At 71.1% G+C, this 23980-nt stretch carries 25 protein-coding genes; 9 read left to right on the top strand and 16 right to left on the bottom strand.

Annotated elements, in window-relative coordinates; genetic code table 11:
* Window positions 1–24 precede the first annotated feature (24 nt).
* Window positions 25–1281, top strand: coding sequence for a cytochrome P450 (locus tag NV348_RS01670; protein ID WP_447145354.1), 1257 nt, complete (start codon window positions 25–27; stop codon window positions 1279–1281).
* A 51-nt stretch (window positions 1282–1332) separates the two neighbouring features.
* Here NV348_RS01670 and NV348_RS01665 read toward each other — a convergent pair whose 3' ends face one another.
* A complete protein-coding gene (locus tag NV348_RS01665) occupies window positions 1333–2214 on the bottom strand; it encodes a LysR family transcriptional regulator (RefSeq protein WP_447145353.1) in 882 nt (293 codons plus the stop codon).
* A gap of 79 nt (window positions 2215–2293) precedes the next feature.
* Between NV348_RS01665 and NV348_RS01660 the strand changes: the two genes are divergently transcribed.
* Together NV348_RS01660 and NV348_RS01655 are read left to right on the top strand one after the other, a co-directional pair.
* Window positions 2294–3259, top strand: coding sequence for an EamA family transporter (locus NV348_RS01660; RefSeq protein ID WP_447145352.1), 966 nt, complete (start codon window positions 2294–2296; stop codon window positions 3257–3259).
* Between the two features lies 1 nt (window position 3260).
* Window positions 3261–4202 carry an SMP-30/gluconolactonase/LRE family protein gene (locus NV348_RS01655; protein WP_447145351.1) on the top strand — a complete coding sequence of 314 codons (942 nt, stop codon included), beginning with the start codon at window positions 3261–3263 and terminating at the stop codon, window positions 4200–4202.
* 293 nt (window positions 4203–4495) lie between these two features.
* Here NV348_RS01655 and NV348_RS01650 read toward each other — a convergent pair whose 3' ends face one another.
* The 8 genes from NV348_RS01650 to NV348_RS01615 form a co-directional block, all read right to left on the bottom strand.
* Window positions 4496–5329, bottom strand: a complete 834-nt coding sequence (locus NV348_RS01650) for an alpha/beta fold hydrolase (RefSeq protein WP_447150902.1) — start codon at window positions 5327–5329, stop codon at window positions 4496–4498.
* Between the two features lie 19 nt (window positions 5330–5348).
* Complete coding sequence (locus NV348_RS01645; protein WP_447145350.1) at window positions 5349–5792, bottom strand: PaaI family thioesterase; 444 nt, start codon at window positions 5790–5792, stop codon at window positions 5349–5351.
* On the bottom strand, window positions 5789–7501 hold the full coding sequence (locus tag NV348_RS01640) for a fatty acyl-AMP ligase (RefSeq protein WP_447145349.1): 1713 nt from the start codon (window positions 7499–7501) through the stop codon (window positions 5789–5791). The genes NV348_RS01645 and NV348_RS01640 overlap by 4 nt, the downstream gene beginning before the upstream one ends.
* Window positions 7498–8739 (bottom strand): cytochrome P450, encoded by a 1242-nt coding sequence (locus tag NV348_RS01635; protein WP_447145348.1) that lies wholly within the window; start codon window positions 8737–8739, stop codon window positions 7498–7500. The genes NV348_RS01640 and NV348_RS01635 overlap by 4 nt, the downstream gene beginning before the upstream one ends.
* Window positions 8736–9632 (bottom strand): class I SAM-dependent methyltransferase, encoded by an 897-nt coding sequence (locus NV348_RS01630; RefSeq protein WP_447145347.1) that lies wholly within the window; start codon window positions 9630–9632, stop codon window positions 8736–8738. Before NV348_RS01630 ends, NV348_RS01635 begins: the two co-directional genes overlap by 4 nt.
* Window positions 9629–9892: an acyl carrier protein gene (locus tag NV348_RS01625; RefSeq protein ID WP_447145346.1), complete on the bottom strand. Its 264-nt coding sequence runs from the start codon at window positions 9890–9892 to the stop codon at window positions 9629–9631. Before NV348_RS01625 ends, NV348_RS01630 begins: the two co-directional genes overlap by 4 nt.
* Window positions 9893–9901: 9 nt before the next feature.
* Window positions 9902–10828 carry an acyl-CoA desaturase gene (locus tag NV348_RS01620; RefSeq protein ID WP_447145345.1) on the bottom strand — a complete coding sequence of 309 codons (927 nt, stop codon included), beginning with the start codon at window positions 10826–10828 and terminating at the stop codon, window positions 9902–9904.
* Window positions 10829–10940: 112 nt separating this feature from the next.
* Window positions 10941–11927, bottom strand: a complete 987-nt coding sequence (locus NV348_RS01615; protein ID WP_447145344.1) for a zinc-binding dehydrogenase — start codon at window positions 11925–11927, stop codon at window positions 10941–10943.
* Between the two features lie 325 nt (window positions 11928–12252).
* Between NV348_RS01615 and NV348_RS01610 the strand changes: the two genes are divergently transcribed.
* On the top strand, window positions 12253–13473 hold the full coding sequence (locus NV348_RS01610; protein ID WP_447145343.1) for a DUF418 domain-containing protein: 1221 nt from the start codon (window positions 12253–12255) through the stop codon (window positions 13471–13473).
* A 44-nt stretch (window positions 13474–13517) separates the two neighbouring features.
* On the top strand, window positions 13518–13862 hold the full coding sequence (locus NV348_RS01605) for a hypothetical protein (RefSeq protein ID WP_447145342.1): 345 nt from the start codon (window positions 13518–13520) through the stop codon (window positions 13860–13862).
* Window positions 13863–14012: 150 nt separating this feature from the next.
* Here NV348_RS01605 and NV348_RS01600 read toward each other — a convergent pair whose 3' ends face one another.
* The 3 genes from NV348_RS01600 to NV348_RS01590 form a co-directional block, all read right to left on the bottom strand.
* Entirely contained in the window at window positions 14013–14564 is a 552-nt protein-coding gene (locus NV348_RS01600) for a class I SAM-dependent methyltransferase (protein WP_447145341.1), read from the bottom strand.
* 73 nt (window positions 14565–14637) lie between these two features.
* Window positions 14638–15609: a zinc-binding dehydrogenase gene (locus NV348_RS01595; RefSeq protein ID WP_447145340.1), complete on the bottom strand. Its 972-nt coding sequence runs from the start codon at window positions 15607–15609 to the stop codon at window positions 14638–14640.
* Between the two features lie 33 nt (window positions 15610–15642).
* On the bottom strand, window positions 15643–16338 hold the full coding sequence (locus NV348_RS01590; RefSeq protein ID WP_447145339.1) for a TetR/AcrR family transcriptional regulator: 696 nt from the start codon (window positions 16336–16338) through the stop codon (window positions 15643–15645).
* Window positions 16339–16429: 91 nt separating this feature from the next.
* Here NV348_RS01590 and NV348_RS01585 point away from each other — a divergent pair, with 91 nt between their 5' ends.
* The 4 genes from NV348_RS01585 to NV348_RS01570 all read left to right on the top strand — a co-directional run bounded on the left by NV348_RS01585 (window position 16430) and on the right by NV348_RS01570 (window position 20056).
* Window positions 16430–17899 (top strand): MFS transporter, encoded by a 1470-nt coding sequence (locus tag NV348_RS01585; protein WP_447145338.1) that lies wholly within the window; start codon window positions 16430–16432, stop codon window positions 17897–17899.
* 83 nt (window positions 17900–17982) lie between these two features.
* The gene (locus NV348_RS01580; protein ID WP_447145337.1) at window positions 17983–18633 is read left to right on the top strand and encodes an urease accessory protein UreF; all 651 of its coding nucleotides are present in this window, start codon (window positions 17983–17985) and stop codon (window positions 18631–18633) included.
* 36 nt (window positions 18634–18669) lie between these two features.
* Entirely contained in the window at window positions 18670–19377 is a 708-nt protein-coding gene (gene ureG / locus NV348_RS01575) for an urease accessory protein UreG (protein WP_447145336.1), read from the top strand.
* Entirely contained in the window at window positions 19367–20056 is a 690-nt protein-coding gene (locus tag NV348_RS01570) for an urease accessory protein UreD (protein WP_447145335.1), read from the top strand. Before ureG ends, NV348_RS01570 begins: the two co-directional genes overlap by 11 nt.
* A gap of 55 nt (window positions 20057–20111) precedes the next feature.
* Here NV348_RS01570 and NV348_RS01565 read toward each other — a convergent pair whose 3' ends face one another.
* From NV348_RS01565 to NV348_RS01550, 4 genes are all read right to left on the bottom strand, one after another.
* Complete coding sequence (locus tag NV348_RS01565) at window positions 20112–20921, bottom strand: hypothetical protein (protein ID WP_447145334.1); 810 nt, start codon at window positions 20919–20921, stop codon at window positions 20112–20114.
* A 150-nt stretch (window positions 20922–21071) separates the two neighbouring features.
* Window positions 21072–22493 carry an NAD(P)/FAD-dependent oxidoreductase gene (locus NV348_RS01560; RefSeq protein ID WP_447145333.1) on the bottom strand — a complete coding sequence of 474 codons (1422 nt, stop codon included), beginning with the start codon at window positions 22491–22493 and terminating at the stop codon, window positions 21072–21074.
* A gap of 204 nt (window positions 22494–22697) precedes the next feature.
* Window positions 22698–23594, bottom strand: a complete 897-nt coding sequence (locus NV348_RS01555; RefSeq protein WP_447145332.1) for a serine hydrolase — start codon at window positions 23592–23594, stop codon at window positions 22698–22700.
* Window positions 23595–23677: 83 nt separating this feature from the next.
* Window positions 23678–23944: a hypothetical protein gene (locus NV348_RS01550; protein WP_447145331.1), complete on the bottom strand. Its 267-nt coding sequence runs from the start codon at window positions 23942–23944 to the stop codon at window positions 23678–23680.
* Between the last annotated feature and the right edge of the window lie 36 nt (window positions 23945–23980).

The following is a 23980-nucleotide window of genomic DNA, read 5'->3' as shown; positions in this document are numbered from 1 at the left end:
ACCGGAGAACCAGGAGACCCACCCATGACCTCCACGACTTCCCCGATCGATGCCCAGGCAGTCCAGACCGCACTGGTCCAGCTGTTCGGGCCGGACGGCCGCGCCGATCCGTACGCCCCCGCGCGCGTCCTGCGCGAGGCGGGCCCTATCCACCAGACCCCGCTCGGCCACCATGTGCTGACCCGCTACGAGGACTGCGCGGCCGTGCTGTCCACCACCGCGTGGAGCCACGCCGAGGAAGCGGCGATGATGCACCCGACGGTGTCGCCGGAGAACGCCGCCGAGGAACTGCCCACCTCGTTCCTGTGGATGGAGCCGCCGGACCACACCCGTCTGCGCAACCTCGTCACCAAGGGTTTCACCCCGCGTATGGTGACTCGGCTGCGTCCGCGGATCGAGCAGCTGTGCGAGCAGCTCGTCGACGACGCCCTGGCCGCCGGCGAATTCGACCTCGTCGAGAAGATCGCCTACCCGCTGCCGCTGATCATCGCCTGCGAGCTGATCGGCGTGCCCGAGGAGGCCTACGACCAGGTCCACCGATGGTCCCAGGACCTGGCCCGCGGCTTCGACCACGACTACACGCTGCCCGAGGAATGCCTGACCGCCCGCAGTGCCGCCTCGCGCGGGTTCATGGGCTACTTCCGCGAGCTGCTCGACGAGCGGCGCGTCACTCCGCGCGACGACCTGCTCAGTGTGCTGTCCCAGGTCGAGGACCGCGGTGACGTGCTCACCGAGCAGGAACTCCTCGCGACCTGCATCACCACATTCGTCGCCGGGCACGAGACCACCGCCAATCTGATCGGCACCGGCATGCTGCGCCTGCTGCGCAACCCCGATCAGATCCAGCTGTTGCGCGATCGTCCCGAACTGCTCTGCGTCGCCCCCGACGAACTGCTGCGGCTCGACCCGTCGGTGCAGATCACCACGCGCGCCGCGACCCGCCCGATCACCGTCGCCGGGCACGAGTTCGAGCAGGGCGAAGGCGTGGTGGTGCTGATCAATTCGGCCAACCACGATCCGGCCGCCTATGCCGATCCCGACCGGGTCGACCTGACCCGCTATTCCGATCCGAGGAATCCGGCCAAGAAGCACCTCGGGTTCAGCCTCGGCATCCACTACTGCCTCGGCGCCCCGCTGGCGCTGCTGGAGATGGAGATCCTGCTCGACGTGCTGCTGCGCAAGGTCCGCACGTTCGAATTGCGCTCGGAGAACCCGCCGTTCAAGCCGAACGTCGTCATCCGCGGTCTGGAATCGCTGCCGGTCGCGGTCACCCCGGCCTGATCCGACTCCCGGTCACAGCCCCGCCGGTCCGACCGGCGGGGCTGTGTGCTGTCAGGGCCGGGTGGTCGGGATATCCAGTGCCGTAAGGAAAGCCGTCGCCGCCGGGCTGCGGTCGGTGCGGTTCCACACGACGTATTCGACGCGGGTCGGCGCGTCGGCGACCTCGACGATGCGCACGCCGGTGAGCTGCGGGGCGTAGGCGGCGGGCATCATCGCCACGCACAGGTCCTGGCTCACGAGGCGGGCGATGTAGTCGGCGGTGGTCACCTCGAAGGCGACGTCGCGGGTCAGGCCCGCCGCCGCGAAGGCCAGATCCGATTGGCTCCGGCCCGCCGTGCCCGCGGGCAGGTCGACGAACACCTCGTCCGAGAGCCTGCGCAGGTCGACGGTCGGCTCGGCGGCGAGCGGGTGCCCCGGCGCGACCACCGCGACGAGCTTGCCGCGCGCGAGTTCGTGGACGGCGACCCCACTCGGCCGGGTGGTGGTGGGCAGGCCGAGGAAGGCGACATCGAGGACGCCCTGTTCGACCTGCTCGGCCAGATCCTCGCTCGCGCCGACCCGCAGGCTGATCCGCACGTGCGGGTAGGCGGCCCGGAACTCGCGCAGCGCGGCGGGCAGATCGACCGCGGCGACGGTCGGGATCAGACCCACCGCGAGCCTGCCCCGCACCTCGCCGACCGCCGCCGCCACCTCGGCCGCCGCCCGCTCGGCGGCGTCGAGGCACTGGCGGGCGGCCGGGAGGAAGGCCGCACCCGCCCGGGTCAGCCGGACCCTGCGGCTCGTCCGTTCGAACAGTTTCGCGCCCAGTTCGCGTTCCAGCCGGGCGATCTGGTGGCTCAGCGCCGACTGCACGACCAGGCACTGCTCGGCGGCCCGGGTGAAGCTGGTGGTCTCGGCGACGGCGAGGACGTAGCGCATCTGCTGGAGCTCCATCCATCAATCGTGAATCACGATCGGTGTGGTGACAAACATGTGTTGGATTCATTGATCGTCGCGCGGTTCGATGGAGTTCATGAAAAGCGCAGTGGCTCCGCCGGATTCCGGCGGCGCGGGGCGGGTGTCGCGGACCGCGATCACTGCCCTCGCGCCCGCGGCCTGGGGCACGACCTACGTGGTGACCACCGAACTCCTGCCGCCCGGTCACCCGCTGTTCGCCGGGCTGCTGCGCGCGTTGCCCGCCGGGCTGATCGCGCTCGCGCTGACCAGGATCCTGCCGCGCGGATTGTGGTGGGCGAAGGTCGCCGTGCTCGGGGTGCTCACCATCGGGGTGCCGTTCCCGCTGCTGTTCCTCGCGGCCGAGCACCTGCCCGGCGGGGTCGCCGCGACCCTGGCGGCGGCGCAACCGCTGGTCGTCGCGGTGCTGGCGCTGCCGGTGCTGGGGGAGCGGCCGTCGGCGCGGCGGCTGGTCTGGGGTGCGATCGGGGTCGCCGGGGTGGGGCTGGTGGTGCTCGGGCCCAGTGCGGTGCTCGACGTCGCCGGGGTCGCGGCCGGACTGGCGAGCGCCGCGTCGATGGCGCTGGGGCTGACCCTCACCAAACGCTGGGGGCGCCCGCCCGGGGCCGGTCCGGTGGCCGTCGCCGGGTGGCAGCTGACGGCGGGCGGGCTGATCCTGCTGCCGGTGACCGTCCTGGTCGAGGGCGCGCCACCCACGATCGACGGGCCCGCCGCGCTCGGCTACCTGTGGCTGGGTCTGTGCGGCGGATTGCTCGCCTACATCGTGTGGTTCCGCGGTCTGGGCTCGCTGCCGGTCACCTCGGTCGCGGTCCTGCTGTTGCTGTCGCCGCTGGTCGCGGCCGTGCTCGGCGCGGTCCTGCTCGGCCAATGGCTGGGTCCGGTCCAGCTCCTCGGGTTCGGGCTCGCGCTGTCCGCCATCGTGGCGGGCCAGCTCCCCGACCAGCCGATCACTCGCGCCACGAAACCTCGCTCACCAGAGAACAATTCATCACCGGTGTGCGTGCCGGTGTCGAGAGAAGGATGAGATGAAGCGAATGCTCGCTACCGCGGCCGCGGTGACCGGCCTCGCCGCGACCGTGCTGGTGCCGGCGGAACGGGCGGCGGCCGACAGTCCGCTGTTCCCGACCACCATCGCGCTCCCGGCCGGTTTCCAAGCGGAAGGAGTGGCGATCGGATCCCTGCCGATCGCCTACTTCGGTTCCATGGTAGACGGTTCCATCTACCGCGCCGATCTGGTGACCGGTCGCGGCGACCTGCTGGCCCGCGGCCCCGGTACCCAGGCCCTCGGCCTGCAACTCGACGACCGCGGCCGGCTGTTCGTCGCCGGCGGCACCGCCGGTGACTTCCGCGTCCTCGACGCCTGGACCGGTGCGACCCTGGCGACCTACCAGTTCGCTACCGGCCCACAGACATTCGTCAACGACGTGGTCCTCACCCCCGACGGTGCCTGGGTCACCGACTCCACCGCACCCGTCCTCTACCACCTGCCGATCGGCCCCGACGGCGCCCTCCCGGCGCCCGACGCGGTCCAGCGCATCCCGCTGACCGGCGACATCGCCTACGTCCCCGACGCTTTCAACGCCAACGGCATCGTCCGCACCCCCGACGGCACCGGCCTGCTCATCGTCCAGTCCGTCACCGGCCACCTCTTCCACGTCGACCCCGCCACCGGCACCACCCGCCGCGTCGACCTGGGCGCCGAATCGCTCCCCGACGGCGACGGCCTCCTCCTCCGGAACACCACCCTCTTCGCCGTCGAGAACCGCCACAACACCGTCGCCGTCATCGCCCTCGACCCCACCGGCCGCACCGGCACCCTCACCCACCGCCTCACCGACCCCCGCCTCGACGTCCCCGCCACCCTCGCCGCCTACGGCCCCCGCCTCTACCTCCCTAATGCCCGCTTCACCACCCCACCCACCCCCACCACGCCCTACTCCGCCACCGCCATCGACCTTCCACGCTGAACACCAGCGGCGTCGACCCCACCTGATGCGGGCCGGTACCTGACCACGGTGGGGAGTTTCGCGGTGGGATCCCTCGTGCGGCGGCGTGAGGTGCTGGTTCGACGCCGTCGACCACTGACCACTGGTGGCACGCGCGTGCACAGCCGGCGTCCTGCGCTGTAGGTCGTCGAGATGGCGTACCCGTCAGGCGTTCACCGCAATCGGTCATCGATTCTGAGCGCGGAGCGAATCATCCGACAGCGCCGAGCGTTCGTGGCCGACGCCGACTGGCGTCGAATCGCGATGCGGCACTGTCAGTGAACCGCTTCGGAGTCCACCTCGGTGAGGAAATGGTGGAGGTGGGTGGTGACGGCTTCCGGTTGTTCCAGGGTGCTGGAGTGGCCGCAGTCGGGGAGGTGGTGGAGGTGGGCGTGGGGGATCAGGGTGGCTATGCGGGCCGAGCAGGGCGGTGGGGTGGCGGTGTCGTCGGTGCCGACCAGGACGAGGGTGGGGGTGGTGATCGACGGGAGTTCGGGGGAGACGGAGGGGCGGGATGTGACGCCGTGGACGGCTTTGCGAAGGGCGACGCGGTCGGTCGTGGCCAGGCGGCGGGACCATTCGCGGAGGGTGGCGGGGGCGGCCGGGGAGGCGCGGAAGGCGGGGCCGAAGAGGTGCGGGGCGACGCGTCCGAGGATCGGGCGGTGGCCGAACCAGCGCAGGGCCCAGGCGAGGCGGTGGTATTCGGCGATCTTCGTGGGGTCTTCGGCGTCGGCGCTGGTGTCGAGCAGGGTGAGGGAGCGCAGGAGATGGGGATGTCGGGCGGCGAGGCGGAGGCCGACGAAGCCACCCATGGACAGGCCGACCCAGTGGACCGGTCCGGTGTGCAGGGCCTCGAGGAGGCCGACGGCGTCGGCGGTGAGGGTGTCCATGTCGTAGCCGTCGGGCGTGGGCGGGGTGTGGCCCTGGCCGCGCCAGTCGAGGGTGACGCAGCGGTAGTCGCGGTGCAGGGCTTCCAGCTGGGCACGGAACATCCAGCCACCGAACAGCAATCCGTGGCCGAAGACGACGGTGGGCGCGTCGGGCTTGCCTGCCGGGGTGCCGGTGTCGGTGTAGGCGATGGGCACACCGTCGACGACGACGAGGGGCATCGGGATCACGGCCGCTCGGTCACGGCGTGGCGATGCGCACATTGCGCATCGTGACCAGCGCTGTCGCGCACAGGGTTTCACCGGTGTCCTCGACCGAGAACACCTCCGCCGCGGCGATGGTGAGCAACGTGCCCGGCTTGATCACCCGGCCGCGCGCGATCACCGTCGCGCCCTTGGCCGGGGCGAGGATCTTCACCGTGTAGTCGACGGTCATATTGATCCAGCCGATCGGCAGCAGCGTGCCCGCCGCCGATCCCGCCGCGAAATCGGCGAGCGAGCCGAGCACGCCACCCTGGAAATAGCCGTCGTGCTGGGTGAGTTCGCGGCGGTGCGGCTGCACGATCTCGACCTCGCCGGGCTCGATCCGCCCGAAGTGGAACCCCAGATGGACGGCGGCGGGCATGGACAGCACCGCGGCGGGGACCACCTGGGCGAAATCGGGGTTCGGGGCCTGCGTCGTCATCGGGTCCGGCTCCTCTGTTCGGGGGTGGGTGGCCATGCCTCGAATCCTGCCGCCGCGTAGCGCGCCCGGGCAGCCGATCGCATGATCTTGCCACTGCTCGTCTTGCCCAACTGGTCCGGCAGCGTCAGCACCAGGTCGCCGACGGCGAGTTCGTGCTCGCGGATCACCGCCGCCCGGATCGCCCCGATCACCTCGGCGGGATCGGCGTCGAGCCGGTCGCGGCGCAGCTCCTGCACGACCACCAGTCGCTCACCCGCGTCACCGGGGTAGGCGAAGGCCGCCGAACCGCCGTGGCGCAGCGCGGGATGCGCGGACTGCACGGTGTCCTCGATGTCGTGCGGATAGTGGTTGCGGCCCCGGATGATCACCATGTCCTTGGTCCGGCCGACGACGTACAGTTCGCCGTCCACCAGCATCCCGACATCGCCGGTGCGCAGCCATTCGGTGCGCGGGTCGTCGGCGGTGCGGGCCCGCAACAGCTCGTCGGTCGCCTCGGGGCGCTGCCAATAGCCCTGCGCCACATGGTCACCGGTCACCCAGATCTCGCCGGTCCGGCCCGCCGGGCACGGCCGCAGCGTGGCGGTGTCGACGATGCGGACGCGTTCACCGGGCAGCACCCGACCGGAACTGACCAGCGTGCGCGCCTTGCCCGGCCGGGCGGGCTGGTAGCGGCCCGCCCCGAGCGCCGCGGTGTCGACGGTCAGTGTGCGCGGTCCGCGGCCTTTGTCGCTGCCGGTGACCAGCAGTGTCGCCTCGGCCAGCCCGTAGCAAGGGTAGAGCGAGGTGGCCCGGAAGCCGTGCGGGGCGAAGGTTTCGGCGAACCGGGCGAGGGTGCTCGGCCGGATCGGTTCGGCGCCGTTGAACGCGACCTGCCAGCTGGTGAGGTCGAGCTCGGGCAGTGGCTCGGCCGCGGCCCGGGCGACGCACGCGTCGAAGGCGAAGTTCGGGCCGCCGCTGGAATGCGCGCGGTACTCACTGATCGCCGTCAGCCACAGCAGCGGTCTGCGGACGAAGGCGGCCGGGGACATGAGCACGCTGGTCGCGCCCACCCAGAGCGGTTGCAGCACATTGCCGATCAGGCCCTGATCGTGGAACAGCGGCGCCCAGCCGACCACCGTCGACCCGCTGTCGTGCCCGAAGGCGTGCCGGATCATCTCCTGATTGGCGGCCAGATTGCGGTGCGAGACCATGACGCCCTTGGGCGCCGACGTAGACCCGGAGGTGTACTGCAAGAACGCCACCGCGCCGGGCTCGATCGGTTCGGTGGGGAACTCGGTGCGCGCCAAGGTGTCGACGGTCAGCCAGTAGGCGTGCGGCAGGAGCGGGGACAGCGCGATGCGTAGCGGCTCGAGCGCCCCGGTGACGGTGAGGACCGCGGCGGGCGCGCAATCCTGCACGATCGAACGCGTGGCGTGCTGGACGTGCGCGCGCCGCGGCGGATTCACCGGGACCGCGATCACCCGCGCGTACAGGCACCCGAAATAGGCGGCGAGGAAATCGAGTCCGGGCGGGAAGACCAGCAGCGCCCGCTCGCCCGGCGCGCACACCGCGCGCAGCTGCGCCGCCACCGCCATGGCCCTGACGTGCAGATCGGCGTAGCTGAGGTGGTCGGCCTCGGCGCCGGCGTCGTCGAGGAAGCGATAGGCGACGCGGTCCGGGGTGGCGTGCGCGCGCTCGCGCAAGACCTCGGGCAGCAGGAGAGTGCTCATCGGCTCGCTCCGAACGATACGGGCAGCCTGTCGAGTCCGCGGAGCAGGAAACTGTGTTCCTGCCAGGCGAATTCACCCTCCGGCGCGAATAGCCGCGGACGCCTGCGCAGGAGAGCGTCCAGGGCGATCCTGGTCTGGAGCTCCGCGAGGACGCCGCCGAGGCAGCCGTGCATGCCGTGCCCGAAGGCCAGGTGATCGCCGGGCGTGCGGGTGATGTCGAATTCGTCCGGGCGGGCGAAGATCTCGGGATCCCGATTGGCCGCGCCCAGGCACACCAGGACGTGGTCGCCGGCGCGGATCGTCTCCCCGCCGAGCTCCACGTCCCGCGTCGCCAGCCGCTTGGTCAGCTGCAGCGGCGCGTCGTAGCGCAGCGCCTCCGCGACCGCGGCGCCCAGCCGGGCGGGCTCCCGGCGCACCATGGCGGCCTGATCCGGGTGCCGCAGCAGGGCCAGGGTGGCGGTGCCGATGAGTGACTTGGTCGTCTCGGTGCCTGCGACGAAACACATGATGCAGACGAAGATCAGTTCCTCGTCGGTCAGGTGGTCACCACCCGCGGTGCGGGCGGCGAGCAAGCGGCTGATCAGGTCGTCGCCGGGGGCGGCGCGGCGTTCGGCGAGCACCTCGGCCAGCGCGTCGGCGAACAACTCGACGACCGTACGCACCCGGGTCAGGTCCTCGGCCTTCATCAGACCGGGCTCGAGCAGGAAGCGGATGTCGTGCGTCCAGCCCCCGACCCACGCGTGCAGGGCGGGCGGCAGCGCCATCCACTCACACAGCACCGCGACCGGGAGCGGTCCGGCCAGCTCGGCGATCACGTCGGCCTCGCCCGCGGCGACCGCGGGGCGCAACAGCCGGTCGGCGATGGTGGCCACCAGGGATTCCAGGGTCGCGATGGTGCGCGCCGTGAACACCTTGTTCACCAGGCCGCGCAGCCGGGCATGCTCGGGATTGTCGGTGAACACCAGCGAGGTGCGGCCGAGCCGTTCGATCCGGGCGACCTCCGGCTGACCGAGCCTGCGGGCCTGCTCGGTCACCAGCCGCGGGATCAGCCCCGCGCTGAAGGATTTGTCGTGCAGCACGGTGCGCGCGTCGGCGTGGCGGGTCAGCACCCACATGCCGAGCGTCCTGTGTACCGGGCGCGCCTCTCTCAGCGCCCGGTACACCGGGTACGGATCGCGCCGGAACTCGGCGCTGAACGGGTTGAACCGGATCGACGGGCGCGCCGCGGAGAGTGTCATCCTCGGCCCCGGCGCTGGAAGAAGGTATCCGGATAGGGGCGGGCGACGATGCGCAACAGACCGAGTTTGCCCATCCGGAAGCCCAGTGCCGACAGCTTCAGATACCGCTCGTACCGGGCGACGGTCTCCGTGCCGACCAGCGCGACGGCCTCGGCCCGGTGCTCGCGCAGGCGGCGCGCCCACTGCTCGCAGGTCCAGGCGTAGTCGAGCCGGTCGTCGGTGAGCGCCGCGATCTCGAAGAGGCCGTCGGCGGCCGCGGTGATCTCGGCGAGGGTCGGCAGGTCGGCGTCGGGGAAGATCTCCTGCTGCATGAACGCGCTGGCCTGCTCGCGGCGCATATTGCCGTAGGCGATCGTCTGCAGCGACAGGGTGCCGTCGGCGGTGAGCCAGTCCCGGCAGCGGGTGAAGAACTCCCGGTACACCGCGATCTTCGCGGCGGGGGTGTCGTCGGGCCGCGCGAAGTGCTCGAACGCGCCGATCGAGATGATCCCGTCGAACCGGGCGCCCGGCTCGTAATGTACCCAGCTCTCGGTGCGCACCTCGACCCCGGGCAGCGCCAGGGACCGGACGTGATCGGCCTGTTCGTCGCTGAGGGTCAGGCCGACCATCCGGGGAACGCGGTGGTCGCGGCTGCCGCGCGCGAGTACCGCGCCCCAGCCGCAGCCGATGTCGAGCACCGACTCCGCCTGGTCGGCGCCGACCGCGCTCAGGTGGTGCCGGAGTTTGCGCTCCTGCGCGGATTCGAGGGTGTCGCCGGGGGCGGCGGGCATGGCGCACGAGTAGCTGAGCGAGTCGTCGAGCCACAGGCGGTAGAAGGCGTTGCCGATGTCGTAGTGGTGCCGGATCGCCGCGGCCGCGGCGTCGGCGCGGGCGGCATCGGCCACCTCGGTCACGGGCGGCCCGCGTTCGCGGTCAGCTGCTCGTGCAGGTGGCCGGCGACCGCGTCCAGGGTCGGGTTCTCGTAGAGGTCGTCGGGCGACAGGTCGACGCCGAACTTCTCCTCCACCTCGATGAGCAGGGCGACCGCCAGCGCCGAATCGACACCGAGACGGTCGAAGTCGGCGAGCGGGTCGATGGTGGCGGCCGGGACCTCGAGCAGCTGCCCGAGATACTCCTGGCACCACGTGACGATGGCTTCTCTACTGGTGTCCACGACGGCTCCTCATGCGCGTTTGGCGGCCAGCCGGTCGGCCGAGGGGATCTTCAGATCCCAGGCCAGACCGAAGGTTTCGAGCGTCCAGATCAGCCAGTAGCCGGGATCGAGCCGGTACCAGTGCAATCCGAACGACGGTGACTCGGGGAAGGCGTGATGATTGTTGTGCCAGGACTCGCCGAGGGTGATCAGCGCGAACACGCCGCCGTTGCGGCTGTTCTCCCTGGACCGATACGGACGGGTGCCGACCATGTGCAGGAACGAGTTGATCGCCCAGACGATGTGCTCGAGCAGGAAGATCCGCACGAAACCGCCCCACAGCAGACCACTCACGGCGCCGGTCCAGCTCAGCGTGAGCAGCCCACCCAGCACGGTGGGAATCAGCAGGCCCAGGCCCACCCACCAGTAGTAGAGCCGTGCCACCCGCACCAGCGACCGGTCCTTGATCAGGTCGGGCGCGTAATGGACGATGTTCGGGTATTCGTGGCGGCGCATCCACAGGAAATGCGAGTGCGCCAGCCCGCGCAGCGCACCGCGCAGTCCGTCACCGGAGAGGTTGGGAGAGTGCGGATCTCCCTCGCGATCGCTGTATTCGTGATGGCGCCGGTGCAGCGCCACCCACGACACCACCGGACCCTGCCCGGCCATCGAGCCGAGCACCGCCAGCACGGCCGTGACCGTGGGCGTGGTGCGGAAGGTGCGATGGGTGAACAGGCGGTGGTAGCCGACGGTGATGCCGAGACCGGTCAGCAGCCACATCCCGAACAGCAGCGCGAACTCCATGGCGCCGAACGGGCGCACGAACAGGAAGGCCAGCGCGGCAACGGTTCCCACGATCGGCGCGACGTCGAAGAGCAGGAAGTGCCTGCGCTGGAGTCGATGGATGTAGGGGTTGCTGATCGTCTTCTTCCGCGGCGCGGTGTCTTCTCGCGTCATCTCACCCTCGTCAGATCGCCGATCCGGACACGGCGACCGTAACAACGGGCGAAGCCCACGGCGTCGCGTCGCCGTGGGCTTCGATCGTGGGATCGGACTTGTGGATGGCGGGTCAGCGGGCGCCCGCGCGCAGCACCACCTTGCCGTTGCGGCCGGGTGTCTCGGACACGACCGCCGCCTCGCCCGCCCGGTCGAGCGGAAACTCCGCCTGTACCTCGAGCCGTAAGGTGCCCGCGGCGGCCAGGCCGACGAGCTCGGTGATCAGGCGCACGTAGTCGGCGCGATCGATCTCGCTGGCGCGCTGCTGGCCCCAGAAGCCTTTCACCACCGTCTGTTTGAAGATGACGGCGCCGGTGTCGATGACCAGCGGCTGACCCGACAGCGCGCCGAAGGAGATCAGCTCACCGCGCGGCGCCAGCAGCGACATGAGCGCGCCCGCGGCGGGCCCGCTGACCTGGTCCACCGCCCGCACGATCGGCTCGCCGTTGGTGACCTCGGCCGCGCGCGCCGCCCAGCCCTCGGTCTCGGTGTCGATCACCGGGCCGTAGCCGAACTGCTCCAGCGCCCGCACCGCGTCCGGCCCGCGCACCAGACTGAGCACCCGCACGCCGCGCTGCTGGGCGAACAGGTTGAGCAGGCGGCCGACCGCGCCGTTGGCGGCGTTCACCGTGATCCACTGCCCTGGATGCACCCGCAGATCGTCGAGCAGCATGAGCGCGCTCAGCGGCATGGCCAGCAGCTGGCAGGCGGTCTCGTCGGGGACCTCGGGCGGCATCGGGACGACCTGGTCGCCCCGAACGATGACGAAGTCGGCCCAGGCCGCGCGAGCGCCCGCCACGGCCACCCGCCGACCCACCGCGACACCGCCCGCGCCGGGACCCACCGCATCGACCACGCCGACCGCCTCGGTGCCGGGAATCGCCGGGAGCGGCGGCCGGTAGCCGTAGACGCCACGGATGATGGCCAGGTCGTGGTTGTGGATCGGCGACAGCGTCATCGCGATCCGCGCCTCGCCCGGTCCCGGCTCCGGTGGCGGCACCTCCTGCGCGGTGAGCACGTCCTTCGGGTCGCCGAACCGGTCGATGACAACTGCCTGCATGTCCGCCTCCGTGGTGGTTGCGAGTCCCTGCACGAGCATGGTCGTGTCCCATTGTGGCACCGCGGTCGCGGCGGGCCGGTCAGGCGCCCGGGGCGGCGGTGCCCAGCCATCGGGCGAGGTCGGCGTGCAGGGAGTCGACGGCGGCCGGCAGCTCGGGGCGGATCGGGGTGAAGTGCGACACGCCCGCAGTCTAGGTGGGCTGTGCGGCAGGACCGGCGCGGAAAGTCAATACGCCGCAGGGTGGATGGGGTGCGGCGGCGGTACCGTCCGGAAATAGCCCGCACGGTGGACGAAGTGGACCCGCCACCGCGCCTACGCTCACCCCATGGCTGAGGCACTCGGAACGCGTTCGCCCACAGTATCTTCCGGTCGACGGATCGCCGAGGTCGACATCCTGCGCGGGTTCGCCCTGTTCGGCATCCTGATCACCAACCTGATCGTGGCGACCACGCTGTGGTCGGCGACCGGGACCCGGGAGAAGCCGGTGCCGGTTTTCGACGGCACCGCCGACCAGCTGGTGCGCGCCACCGTCGACGCGCTGTTCACCGGCCGGTTCTACCTGCTGTTCGCGTTCCTGTTCGGGTACTCGTTCACCCTGCAGATCGCGGCCGCCGAGCGCGCGGGCGCCGCACCGGCCCGGCGGCTGCTGCGGCGATGCGCCACGCTCATGGCGATCGGGCTCGTCCACGTGTATCTGCTGTGGATCGGCGACATCCTCACCCTGTACGCGTTCTTGTGCCTGCATCTGATCCTGCTGCGCAGGCTGCGGCCGCGCACCGCCGTCATCACCGGGGTGGCGCTCTACACGGTGTGGTCGGTGTGGAGTTTCCTGCCCGGTGAGACGAGCATTCTCGGGTTGGGCGAGTTCTTCGACCTGCCGAAGCTGGCCGCCGACTACACCGGCAGCTTCGCGGAGACCTTCGCGGCGCAGACCGCGCTCGCACCGGTGTTCCTGCTGCTGATCTGGTTCGCCCAGGGCATTCCGAGTTTCGCCATGTTCCTGCTCGGCATGGCGGCGGGCAAGCGGAACCTGTTCGAGGACCCGGACACCGTGCGCCGGTGGTCTTCCCGCGCGATGGTGATCGGCTTCGGCCTCGGCCTGCCGATCTCGGCGCTGACCTTCGCCGACGTCATGGGCTGGTGGAACGCGCCCGCACTGATCCACGGCCTGCAGTACCTCGTCGGACCCGCCATGACCTTCGCCTACGTCGCCGTCGTCGTGCGGCTCGCCCGGTCGGCCCGTACCGGCCGCTGCGCCGCCCGGGTCGCACCGGCGGGCCGGATGGCGGCGTCGAACTACATCGGCCAATCGATCGTGCTCATGGTCGTTTACACCGGCTACGGCTTCGCCCTCGCCGACGACATCCCACCCCTGGGCGTCGTCGGAATCGGCCTGCTCACCTTCGCCGCTCAGCTGGCACTGAGCGCCTGGTGGTTGCGCGGTCACCCGTACGGGCCGATCGAATGGGTCCTGCGCGCCGCGACCTACCTGACCATCCCGGCGTGGCGCCGGTCGACCGAATCGGTCGCGGTACACCCCCGATAGCCGGCTGCCGCCGGGCAGCGGTCGATGCTGCTTCACTTGGGGCCATGACGACCGATATCCCGAGTTCCCGGGCCCGCACGATTCTCGCGTTCACCGCGCTCGGTCTCGTGTGTGGGCTGGCCGCGATGGGCTTGTTCCAATGGTGGGCGAGCGGCGTCGACATCTTCGTGGTCTACGGCGGCAGCTACGAGCCGTGGTCCCCGGCATCGGGGAGTGTCGACGCGGAGCCGATAGGGAGCTTCGGTGACGAGACGGTGCGATTGCGCATCGGTCTGGTCGCCGTACCTACGGTGATCGGACTGCTGGCCGGACTCGTGCTGGCCTGGGCCGGCTGGCGAGGAGTCAGAACCGCGGCGGCGGGCTCCGGCGATACGCCATCGTCGAGGTAACCCGGGGCGGCGTAGGCGGTTTCGGTCACGCGGAGGTGTCCGGGGCCGCGGGGCGGTGGAACTCGGCGCGCCAGCGGTGGCGGCCGGGAGCGTCGGGGCGGGGAAGGCGTTCGACGCGGATCGCGGTGAGGTCGGGGGTGGCGAAGGAGTTCAGGTCGGCGGGGGTGAGGGCCAGGGTGGGCCCGGTACGGGGAGGGTGGCGATGTCGGCGATGACCAGGAGGGTGGCGTCGGGGGCCAGGAAGCCGCGGATGGCGGCGATCGAGGCCGCGCGGACGGCAGGGGGCAGGGACTGGATGGTGATGGACTCGATCACCAGGTCGAAGGCGCCCAGCCAGGCGGCGGGCGGGTGTAGGAGGTCGGCGACCTTGTAGGTGACCGGGGACTGGGGGAAGCGGGCGCGAGCGCCGCGGATGGCGGTGGGGGAGATGTCGAAGGCGGTGGTGCGGATGCCCTGGGCGGCAACGAATTCGGCGTCGACGCCGTACCCGCAGCCGACGACGAGGGCGCGGCCGCCCAGGGGTGCCGGGGTGGTGGTGAGCCAGTCGACCAGCAGCGGATTGGGGTCGTCGCGGTCCCACGGAACGACCGAGGTCCCCGCCGCGGCCTCGGCGTAGAGCGGTTCGAACCAGCCGGTCGGATCGTCGGCCGCCAGCGCCTGGGCGGCGAGTCGACGGTCGGCGGACGGCTGCGCGTCGGTCATGGTTCCAGTCTCCACCACCGCGCGCGAGACCGCCGCACGACATCCGGCGCGCCCCGGGAAAGGATTCGGCGGATCAGGGAATCAGCACGACTTTTCCTGTGGTCGACCGGTTTTCGAGGGATTCGTGCGCCAGGGCGGCCTCGGCGAGCGGGAACTCGGTGATCGCGGGCCGGAACAGGCCGTCGGCGGCGGCGGTCAGTGCCCGCTGGGACAGGGCCAGCAGGTCGCCGCCCGCGCGTTCCAGCATCGGCGGACCGAGCACCGAGCGGGAGGTGATGCCCCGCGCGGCCGGGTCGACGGCGGTCGGCGCGCCGCTGGACCAGCCGAAGATCAGGTGTCTGCCACCGGGACCGAGCAGCTCGACCGCAGCGGCACCGATCGCGCCCCCGACACCGTCGAACACGTCGGTCGCCGCCCGGCCGCCCAGCTGTGCGCGGACCTTCGCCTGCCAGTCCGCTGCGGTGTAGTCGACCGCGATATCGGCACCGTTCGCCGCGACCTGGCGCACCTTGTCCGGGCCACCGGCCAGGCCGACCACGGTCGCGCCCGCCGCCACGGCGTACTGCACGAGCAGGGTGCCGATGCCGCCGGCCGCGGCGGGCACCACCGCGACGCTGTCGGCGTCGAGCTCGGTGAACAGCAGGATGCCCAGGGTCGTGCGCCCGGTCCCGAGCATCGCGACCGCCGCGCTGGGTGACACCCCATCCGGGATGGTCAGCAGCCGGTCGGCGTCGGCCGTCGCGAACTCGGCGTAACCTCCGGGCGCGGCGCCCAGATGGGCGACCACCCGGGTGCCGAGCAGACCCGGGTCGACACCTTCGCCGACCCGGTCGACCGTGCCCGCGACCTCGCGACCCGGCACCGTCGGCAGCGACGGGACGGGGAACGGACCGGGTTCACCACGCCGCAGCGCGGTATCGACCAGGTGGACGCCGCCGGCCGCCACCGCGATGCGCACCTGACCGGGCGCCGGCTCGGGATCGGGGACGGACTCGTAGCGGAGGTTGGCGGCCGGACCGAATTCGTGCAATCGGATTGCGTGCATGCGACCACTGTTCAACCTGAACAGCGCTCGAGGTCAAGCCGGTCCGTCGGTGGCAGCGGCGGTACGGCGTTCGGCGCGGGCGGCGAAACCGTCGCACAGTGCTTCGAGGCCGAGGAACAGCAGGTCCTCGGAGGTCAGGTCGCTCACACCGGCGCCGTTGAGCTCCGCCAGCGCGGGTGGCACCGGGAACGACGGGGTGCCGTCGAGCAGGTCGCGTAGGCCGTTCGCGTCGTCGGTGGCGGTGCGTTTCTCCGCCAGCAGCGCGCCGCCGACCACGGGCAGGCTGGCGCCGGAGATGTAGTTCCAGACCGTGAACGCCATGGTGGTGGCCTCGCGGGCCGAGACATCGAGCGCGCGCAGGCCCTCGACCAGCCAGGCGAGGCTGGTCAGACCTTGTGGACCGAAGCTGTAGCGGGGGACCGCGAAGGTCAGCAGCACCCAGGGATGCTGCTGGTAGAGCTGCCAATCGATCTCGGCCGCGATGCGGACCCGGTCGCGCCAGGTCCAGCCCCGGCCGGTCGGGTCCGGGTACGGATGCCGGGCCGCGATCTCGTCGGTCATGGCCGCGATCAGCTCGTCCTTGTTCGCCACGTGGCGATACAGCGACATGGTGCCGACGTCGAGCCGATCGGCGATGCGGCGCATCGACACCGCGTCGAGCCCGTCGGCGTCGGCGAGGGCGATCGCGGCGTCGACGATCGCGGTGCGTGTGAGCTTCGCATCAGTCATCCCATGACTCACTTTCCGTTTCGCCTTTCGGTGCGTACACTGTACCCGTTCCCCGCGTACGGTGTACGCAAACCCCTGGAAGGATGTCGGAATGACGAAGCTGGACCCGGCGGTGCCCACCGCGGTCGCCGGTGGACGCCGCGCATGGCTCGGATTGGGCGTGCTGCTGCTGCCGGTGCTGCTGGTGTCGATGGACATCTCGGTGCTGTTCCTCGCCATGCCGACGCTCACCGCCGACCTGGATCCCAGTGCCTCCCAGCAACTCTGGATCCTCGACATCTACGGGTTCATGCTGGCCGGTCTGCTCATCACGATGGGCAACCTCGGCGATCGGATCGGCAGGCGCAACATCCTGCTCGTCGGCGCCACCATCTTCGGCCTCGCCTCGGTGCTCGCCGCGTTCGCGCCCAGCGCCGCCGTCCTCATCGCCGCGCGCGTGCTGATGGGTATCGGCGGCGCGACCCTGCTGCCGTCGAGCCTCGCGCTGATCTCCAGCCTGTTCCCCGACGCGCGCGAACGCGCGACCGCGATCGGTATCTGGACCGCGTTCTTCGCCGGCGGCTCGGCCGTCGGGCCGATCATCGGCGGGCTGCTGCTGCACCATTTCTGGTGGGGCTCGGTCTTCCTGATCAACATCCCCGTGCTGGCGATCCTGCTGGTGTTCGGGCCGATCCTGCTGCCCGAACACCGCTCGACCGCGCTCGGCCCGCTCGATCTGCCCAGCGTCGTCCTTTCGATCGGCGGCATCCTGCCGGTGGTCTACGGGATCAAGCACCTCGCGGCCGAGGGCTTCGACCTCACCTCGCTGGTGATCGCGGCGTTCGGCGTGCTGGTACTGGTGGCGTTCGTGCGCAGGCAGCGTCAGCTGAGCGAGCCGCTGCTCGACCTGAGCCTGTTCACCCGGCCGCTGTTCCGGGTCGCCATCGGCGCGAGCTTGGTCGGCATGATGTCGCTGGCCGCGATGAGCTACCTGACCAGCATCTACCTGCAGTCGGTGACCGGGCGTGACCCGCTGCAGGCGGCGCTGCTCGGGATCCCGATGGCGATCGCGGTGTTCGTCTTCTCGATGAGCGGCGCGCGGGTCGGGCGAGCGCTCGGCGTGCGGGCGACCTTCACCCTCGCGCTGGCGATGTCGGCCCTCGGAAATCTGATGTTGCTCGGCGTCGGCGTCGACGGTGGGCTGCCCTGGTACATCCTCGGTTCGGTGATCGCCGGTATCGGCTACGGCATTTCGTTCACGCTGGTCTCGGATGTGGCGGTCTCGGCCGTGCCCGCCGAGCGGGCCGGCTCGGCGGTCGGTATCTCCGAGACCAGCTTCGAGCTCGGCAACGCGCTCGGTCTGGCGCTGCTCGGCTCGGTGGCGGCGCTGGTCTTCCGGTCGGGTGGCGACTTCGGCGACACCCTCGGGGAAACCATCGCCGAGGCGAACGGCGACGCGGGGCTGATCGACGCGGCGCGCGAGTCCTTCGTCAGCGGTATGCATGTCGCGACCGCGGGCGGCGCGCTGCTGCTGATCGCGATGGCGGCGCTGGCCTGGCGTTCGGCGCGCAGCGCCCGCTGAGCCACGACCGCGGGGCGGGGTGACCGGCGCCACTGGGCGCCCTCACCGGGCGGATGTCCAGGTCCGTTGCATAGGATCGGCGGATGCGAAACGAGGGTGCGGCGGGCCTGGCGACCTTGCTCGCCCTGGCCGATTCGCGCCTGCCCATCGGCGGGCACGTGCACTCCGGTGGGGTCGAGGAGGCGGTGTCGTCGGGGCTGTTGCGCGACAACGCCAGTGTCGAGCTGTATCTGCGCCGGCGGATCGCCACCTCCGGGCTCGTCGCCGCCTCACTCGCGGCCGCCGTCTGCGGCGCGACGCTGACCCCCGAACGCGCCGATCTCGAAGCCGACGCCAGGACGCCCTCGCCTGCCGCGCGGGCGGCCTCGCGCGCGCAGGGGCGCGGCCTGCTCCGGCTGGCCAAACAGCTGTGGCCGGAACAGGAATGGGCCCGCGCCGGCCTGCGGCCGCATCTGTCGACGGTGTTCGGGATGGTCGGCGCCGCCTGCGGCGCGAGCCCCGAACAGCTCGCGGGCGTCGTCGTCTACACCACGCTCACCGGCGCGGCCACGGCGGCACAGCGCCTGCTCGCCCTCGACCCCGCCGCCATCGCCGCGGGCACGATGCGGCTGGCCCCGCTGTGCGACCGGATCGCCGCCGAGGCGGCCACCGGCCCGGCCGCGCTGTCCGACCCGCTGCAGGACGCGCTGGCCGAACGTCACTTGGATCGCGATATGCCGCTGTTCGCTTCGTAGCCGCCCGACATCCCCGTCCCCCGAGAAGGAGTTCCCATGCCGCCCCATCTGATCGACGGCGAACCGCACGATCACAGCCACGACCGCCCCAAGCGGCACCGCGCGCCGGGCGAGGCGCTGCGGATCGGCATCGGCGGCCCGGTCGGCTCCGGCAAGACCGCGCTGGTCGCGGCCCTGTGCAGGCAGCTGCGTGACGAACTGTCCCTCGCGGTGCTGACCAACGACATCTACACCACCGAGGACGCCGACTTCCTGCGCAGGCACGCGGTGCTGCCCGACGAGCGGATCACCGCCGTGCAGACCGGCGGCTGCCCGCACACCGCCATCCGCGACGACATCACCGCCAACCTCGACGCCATCGACGACCTGGTCGCGGCGAACCCGCCGCTGGACCTGATCCTGGTCGAGTCCGGCGGCGACAACCTCACCGCGACGTTCTCCTCCGGCCTGATCGACGCGCAGATCTTCGTCGTCGACGTGGCCGGCGGTGACAAGGTGCCGCGCAAGGGCGGCCCCGGCGTCACCTTCTCCGACCTGCTCGTGGTGAACAAGACCGACCTGGCGCCGCTGGTCGGTGCCGATCTGGGTGTCATGGAACGCGACGCGGCCAAAGTGCGCGAGGGCCGCCCCACCGCGCTGGTGTCGCTGACCGACGATCCCGCCGCGACGCCGGTGCTGGCGTGGGTGCGCGAGCAGCTGCGTGTGGCCGCCGAACAGGACGCGGCCACCGGCGTTGCGCACTGAGCTGAGCATCGTCGCGGCCCCGGGCAGGCTGCCGCGCATCGACGCGGTCGGCGGGCTGGCCGGGCGCTACACCGGCGCCGACACCGTGCACCTGATCGGGACCGCGGCGACCCCGCTCGGTGGGGACGAGCTCGATATCCGCATCGTCGTGCTGCCGGGTGCGCGCTTGATCGTCCGGTCGGTGGCGGCGACGATCGCGCTGCCGAGTGCGCGGACGCCGATGTCGGTGGGGCACTGGCACTTCGAGGTCGGCGCCGGCGCGGAACTGGATGTCGATCCCGAGCCGACGATCGTCGCCGGAGGCGCGCGGCATCACACGGTGACGACTGTGCGGCTGGCCGCCGACGCGCGGCTGCGGCTGCGCGAGCGGGTGCAGCTGGGACGCAGCGGTGAGGACGACGGCGAGTGGCGCGGTGACCTGATCGCCGATCTCGACGATCTGCCGCTGATCCGGCATCGCCTCGCCCTCGGCGCGGGCACGGCCACCGACGACCGGCTGAGCGCCGCGCGCGCCCTCGACAGCGAACTGCGCTATCCGGACGATCGCCCCGCCTGGTCCGGTGGTCTCGACGCGGTCCGGTTGCCGCTGGCCGCGGGCGGATCACTCGCGACCCGGACGAGCGCCCGCCTGCGCGCGGGCGAGCCGGCCGGTGCGGAGCACGCGGTCACGGTCGGATAGCACGGCAATGGGAGCCGGGGCGAACCCCGGCTCCCACTGCTGGATGGAACGACGATCAGGCGCTGACCAGCACCGCGTCATCGGCGATCGAGTCCGGCGCGGCCGCGCGCGGCGGCGCGAGGAACCCGCTCGCCGCGCCCACCGCCGCGCCGACACCGGCGCCGACGACCGTGAACGGCACCGACACCGCCATGTAGGCGGCCATCCCGCCGAGGATCGGGCCCGCGACCAGGCCGATCGGGACGAACGGGATACCGGCGACGAGGCCGGCCACCGCGCCGCCCGTGCTCGCCACCATGGCGAACGGGGTGGCCACCATCGACCCGACCGCCGCGCCGCGCGCGGCGGAGCCCAGGGTCTCCGAGGCGATCCGGTCCGAGCGGCTGCGCTCGAGCCCGACCGAGTCGAGGAAGGTCGCGAGGTTGGCCTCGGTGTTGGCCGCCGCGTCGTTGATCTGGATCGACGTGTCGACCGGGACGAAGTCCGGCACCGGGACCAGCTGGTCACCGAAGCGGAACTGTCCCGGCGGCGGCAGGATCGGCGGCACCGGCGCGACCGCGGTCGGCGCGTGCAGCGTGCCCACCGGGGACAGGTAGTCCGTCTCCGGGCCGGACCGCGACCACGCCAGCGAACTGCGCGTGTTCTCCGGCATCTGCTGGCCCACATAGGGGGTGGCGTTGGGCGCCACCGCGTCGAACTCCGGCCCGGCCGGATGCTCGGTTTGGGTCACCGCCGCCTGCGCGGGATCGGCATTCGCGGTGCCCGTGCCGATCAGGGCCATGACCAGGGGGACCGCTCCTGCCGCGACGACCGAACCGACCTTCTGTCGCTGCGGGCTCGGCGCCCTGTGTTTCCCCGTCGCCATAGATCACCTTTCATCCGGGGGATTGGTCACACATATGACGTCCGGCATTCGGACCGGGACCGGACCCGGATGGGTCCGAAACGACGGCAACCCGGAATACGGCGAAGGCCGGGCGGTTCGGGGAACCACCCGGCCTTCGTGACACGGTGCCTAGCCGACTTCGCGCTGCCGGAGCATCTTGCTGTTGTTGCCGGGCGGGGCGCCGAGGGCCGCCGCGAGTTCGTCGGCGTCGGCTTGGTCGGACTGGACCTCCTCGATCGCCAGCCGGGCGAAGACCCACTGCTCGGTGGCGGCCATCTGACCACGGTTGCGGCCCAGGAACGAGACGAACCAGCCGATCACAGTGACGATCCGGCTGCGGTATCCGACCAGGTAGTACAGGTGCAGCGCCAGCCAGGCCAGCCAGGCGAGGAAGCCGCTGAACTCGATCTTGCCGATCTGGCAGACGGCGTCGAAGCGCGAGATCGTCGCCATCGAGCCCTTGTTGAAGTACTTGAACGGCGTGCGCTGCTCGGGGGTCTGTCCCTTGAGCCCGGCCTTGATGGCCTTGGCCGCGTAGGTGGAACCCTGGATCGCGCCCTGCGCCTGACCCGGCACACCGGGCACCGACATGAGGTCGCCGACCACGAAGATGTTCGGATGCCCCTTGACCGTGAGGTCCGGCTCCACGATGACGCGCCCGGCCCGGTCGACCTCGGTGCCCTCGGAGCGCTCGGCGATCATCTTGCCCAGCGGGCTGGCCTGCACGCCGGCCGACCACACCTTGCAGGCCGATTCGATCCGGCGGGTGCTGCCGTCGGCGTCCTTGACGACGACGCCGTGCGCGTCGACATCGGTCACCATGGCGTTGAGCTGGATCTCCACGCCCATCTTCTCGAGTCGTTTGGCGGCCTTGGCGCCCAGCTTCGGGCCCATCGGGCCGAGCACCGCGCCCGCGCCCTCGAGCAGGATGACGCGCGCGTCGCGCGGGTCGATGGTGCGGAAGGTGCCGTCGAGTGTGCGGTCGGCGAGCTCGGCGATCTGCCCGGCCAGCTCCACACCGGTGGGACCGGCGCCGACGACGATGAAGGTGAGCAGCCGGTCGCGCTCCTCCTGCGTGGTCGCGAGTTCGGCCTGCTCGAAGGCGCCGAGGATGCGCGCGCGCAGTTCGAGGGCGTCATCGATGGTCTTCATACCGGGCGCGAAGGTGGCGAAGTGGTCGTTGCCGAAGTACGACTGCTGCGCGCCGGTGGCGACGATGAGGCTGTCGAAGGGGGTGACGGTGTCGCGATTGAGTAGTCGCGAGGTGACCGTGTTGTCGACCAGGTCGATGTCGTGGACGTCGCCGAGTAGCACCTGAGCGTTCTTCTGCTTGCGCAGCACCAGCCGGGTGGCGGGCGCGATCTCGCCGGTCGAGAGGATGCCGGTGGCCACCTGGTAGAGCAGCGGCTGGAACAGGTGGGTGGAGGTCTTGGAGATCAGGGTGATGTCGACATCGGCTTTGCGCAGGTGCCTGGTGCCGAACAACCCGCCGAACCCGGAACCGATCACCACCACACGGTGCCGCTGGTTCCCGACAGACTGAGTGCTCATCGTCCTGCTCCTCGACAGACTGGGGTGGGCCCCGCAATGGTGGTGACAGGGTTAACCGTAGTCGGCTCCGGAGGCAGCGTCGCCACGAGATCCCGGTTCCGATCTTGCTGTGGTGCGTTCACTCACCGGGAACCGCGTACCGCGGTGAGCGACACCACGGCACGCGGACCGGTCGACAAGATCGAGAATACGGGACGGGAAAGGTCAGCGACCGGCAAGAAGGAGTTCGGCGACCTTGGTGTCGGTCTCGGATCCCTCGGTGTAGCCGCCGTCGCTGCCGAGGGCGTTCATGATGGCCAGGGTGTAGCGCTCACCGTCGCCCGCGACACCGACGGAGTTGACCACCCAGCCGTCGGACTCGGCCGACCAGCCGTTCTTGAGGCCGGGCCGCATCCGCGCGCCCGCGCCCCACACGCCCCAGTGCTGGTTGGAGTCGACCGAGCGCATCCGGTCCAGCAGGTAGGCGAGGTCGTCGGGGTGCATGGTGTCGAGGATGGTGTTCATCAGCCGGTCCAGGTCGGCGGCGGTGCACTTCTGGAACGACCAGTCGGGGAACATCGCCGACGCGGTCGGCTGCGGGATCAGGCTGACCATGCCGTAGGCGCGGAACGCGTTGTTGTAGGCCATGCGGTCCATGCCGATGTACTTGTTCCACAGCACGTCGGCGGCGTGATCGTTGGAGGTGGCCAGCATGGATTCCATGTTGGCCCGGTCGTCGGGGGACAGGCCGATGGCGCCGACCCTGGCCCGGTTGAGCAGGTCCGCGGCGATGGCCAGCTTGATCGTCGAGGCGGTCCACACCTGGTTCTCGGCGTGCTCGTTGGCGTAGACGCCGCCGGACTGCCGGTCGCGCAGCACGTACCCGGTGACGCCGGGCCGCCCGGCTAGATAGGCGTTCACCCGCGCGATCCGCGAACTCATATCGCTGTCGAAGCCGGGCTGCGACACCTGCGTGAGCGCAGGCGGCACGGCATGGGCAGACGGAGCCAGTACGGGGACGCCCGGAGTGAGGACGGCCGCGGCGGCGAGGAGACAGGCGGTTGCTGCGACCCGGGGAACGACGCGGGTGGCGGGGGAACGGTCACGCACGAGGGACCACACTCGCACACCTGACGCCGTTGTGCACTACTTGAGGTGCGCACCCGAGTGTGTTACAGCGCCGTTGCGCCGCACCGGGTTTCCGCTCAGTGATGCGCGGCGTGCGGGGTCGCGATGGCGCAGCCGTTGAGCCGATGGCAGTGCTCGAAGGCTTCGCCGTGCTGATTCAGCGGCCAGGTGTGCAGCACCTGATCCGGCCCGTAGCGCCGGGAGTTGATCAGTTCCCAGCGGTCGCCCGCCCGGCGGACGATGAAACCGCCACCGGGAACCAGGGGAATCACCTGCGCGATCATGAACCGGACCAGCCTTTCGCCTGCGGCCGAACTGTCCCACTTGCAGGGCAACGATCCCACGGGGGTTAACCAGGGTGGCGCAGACGCGGCCGGGAA

Source organism: Nocardia fodinahabitans (assembly GCF_052983615.1).
Note: the sequence above shows the minus strand (reverse complement) of the source record. Positions and strands in the feature narration are given on the sequence as shown.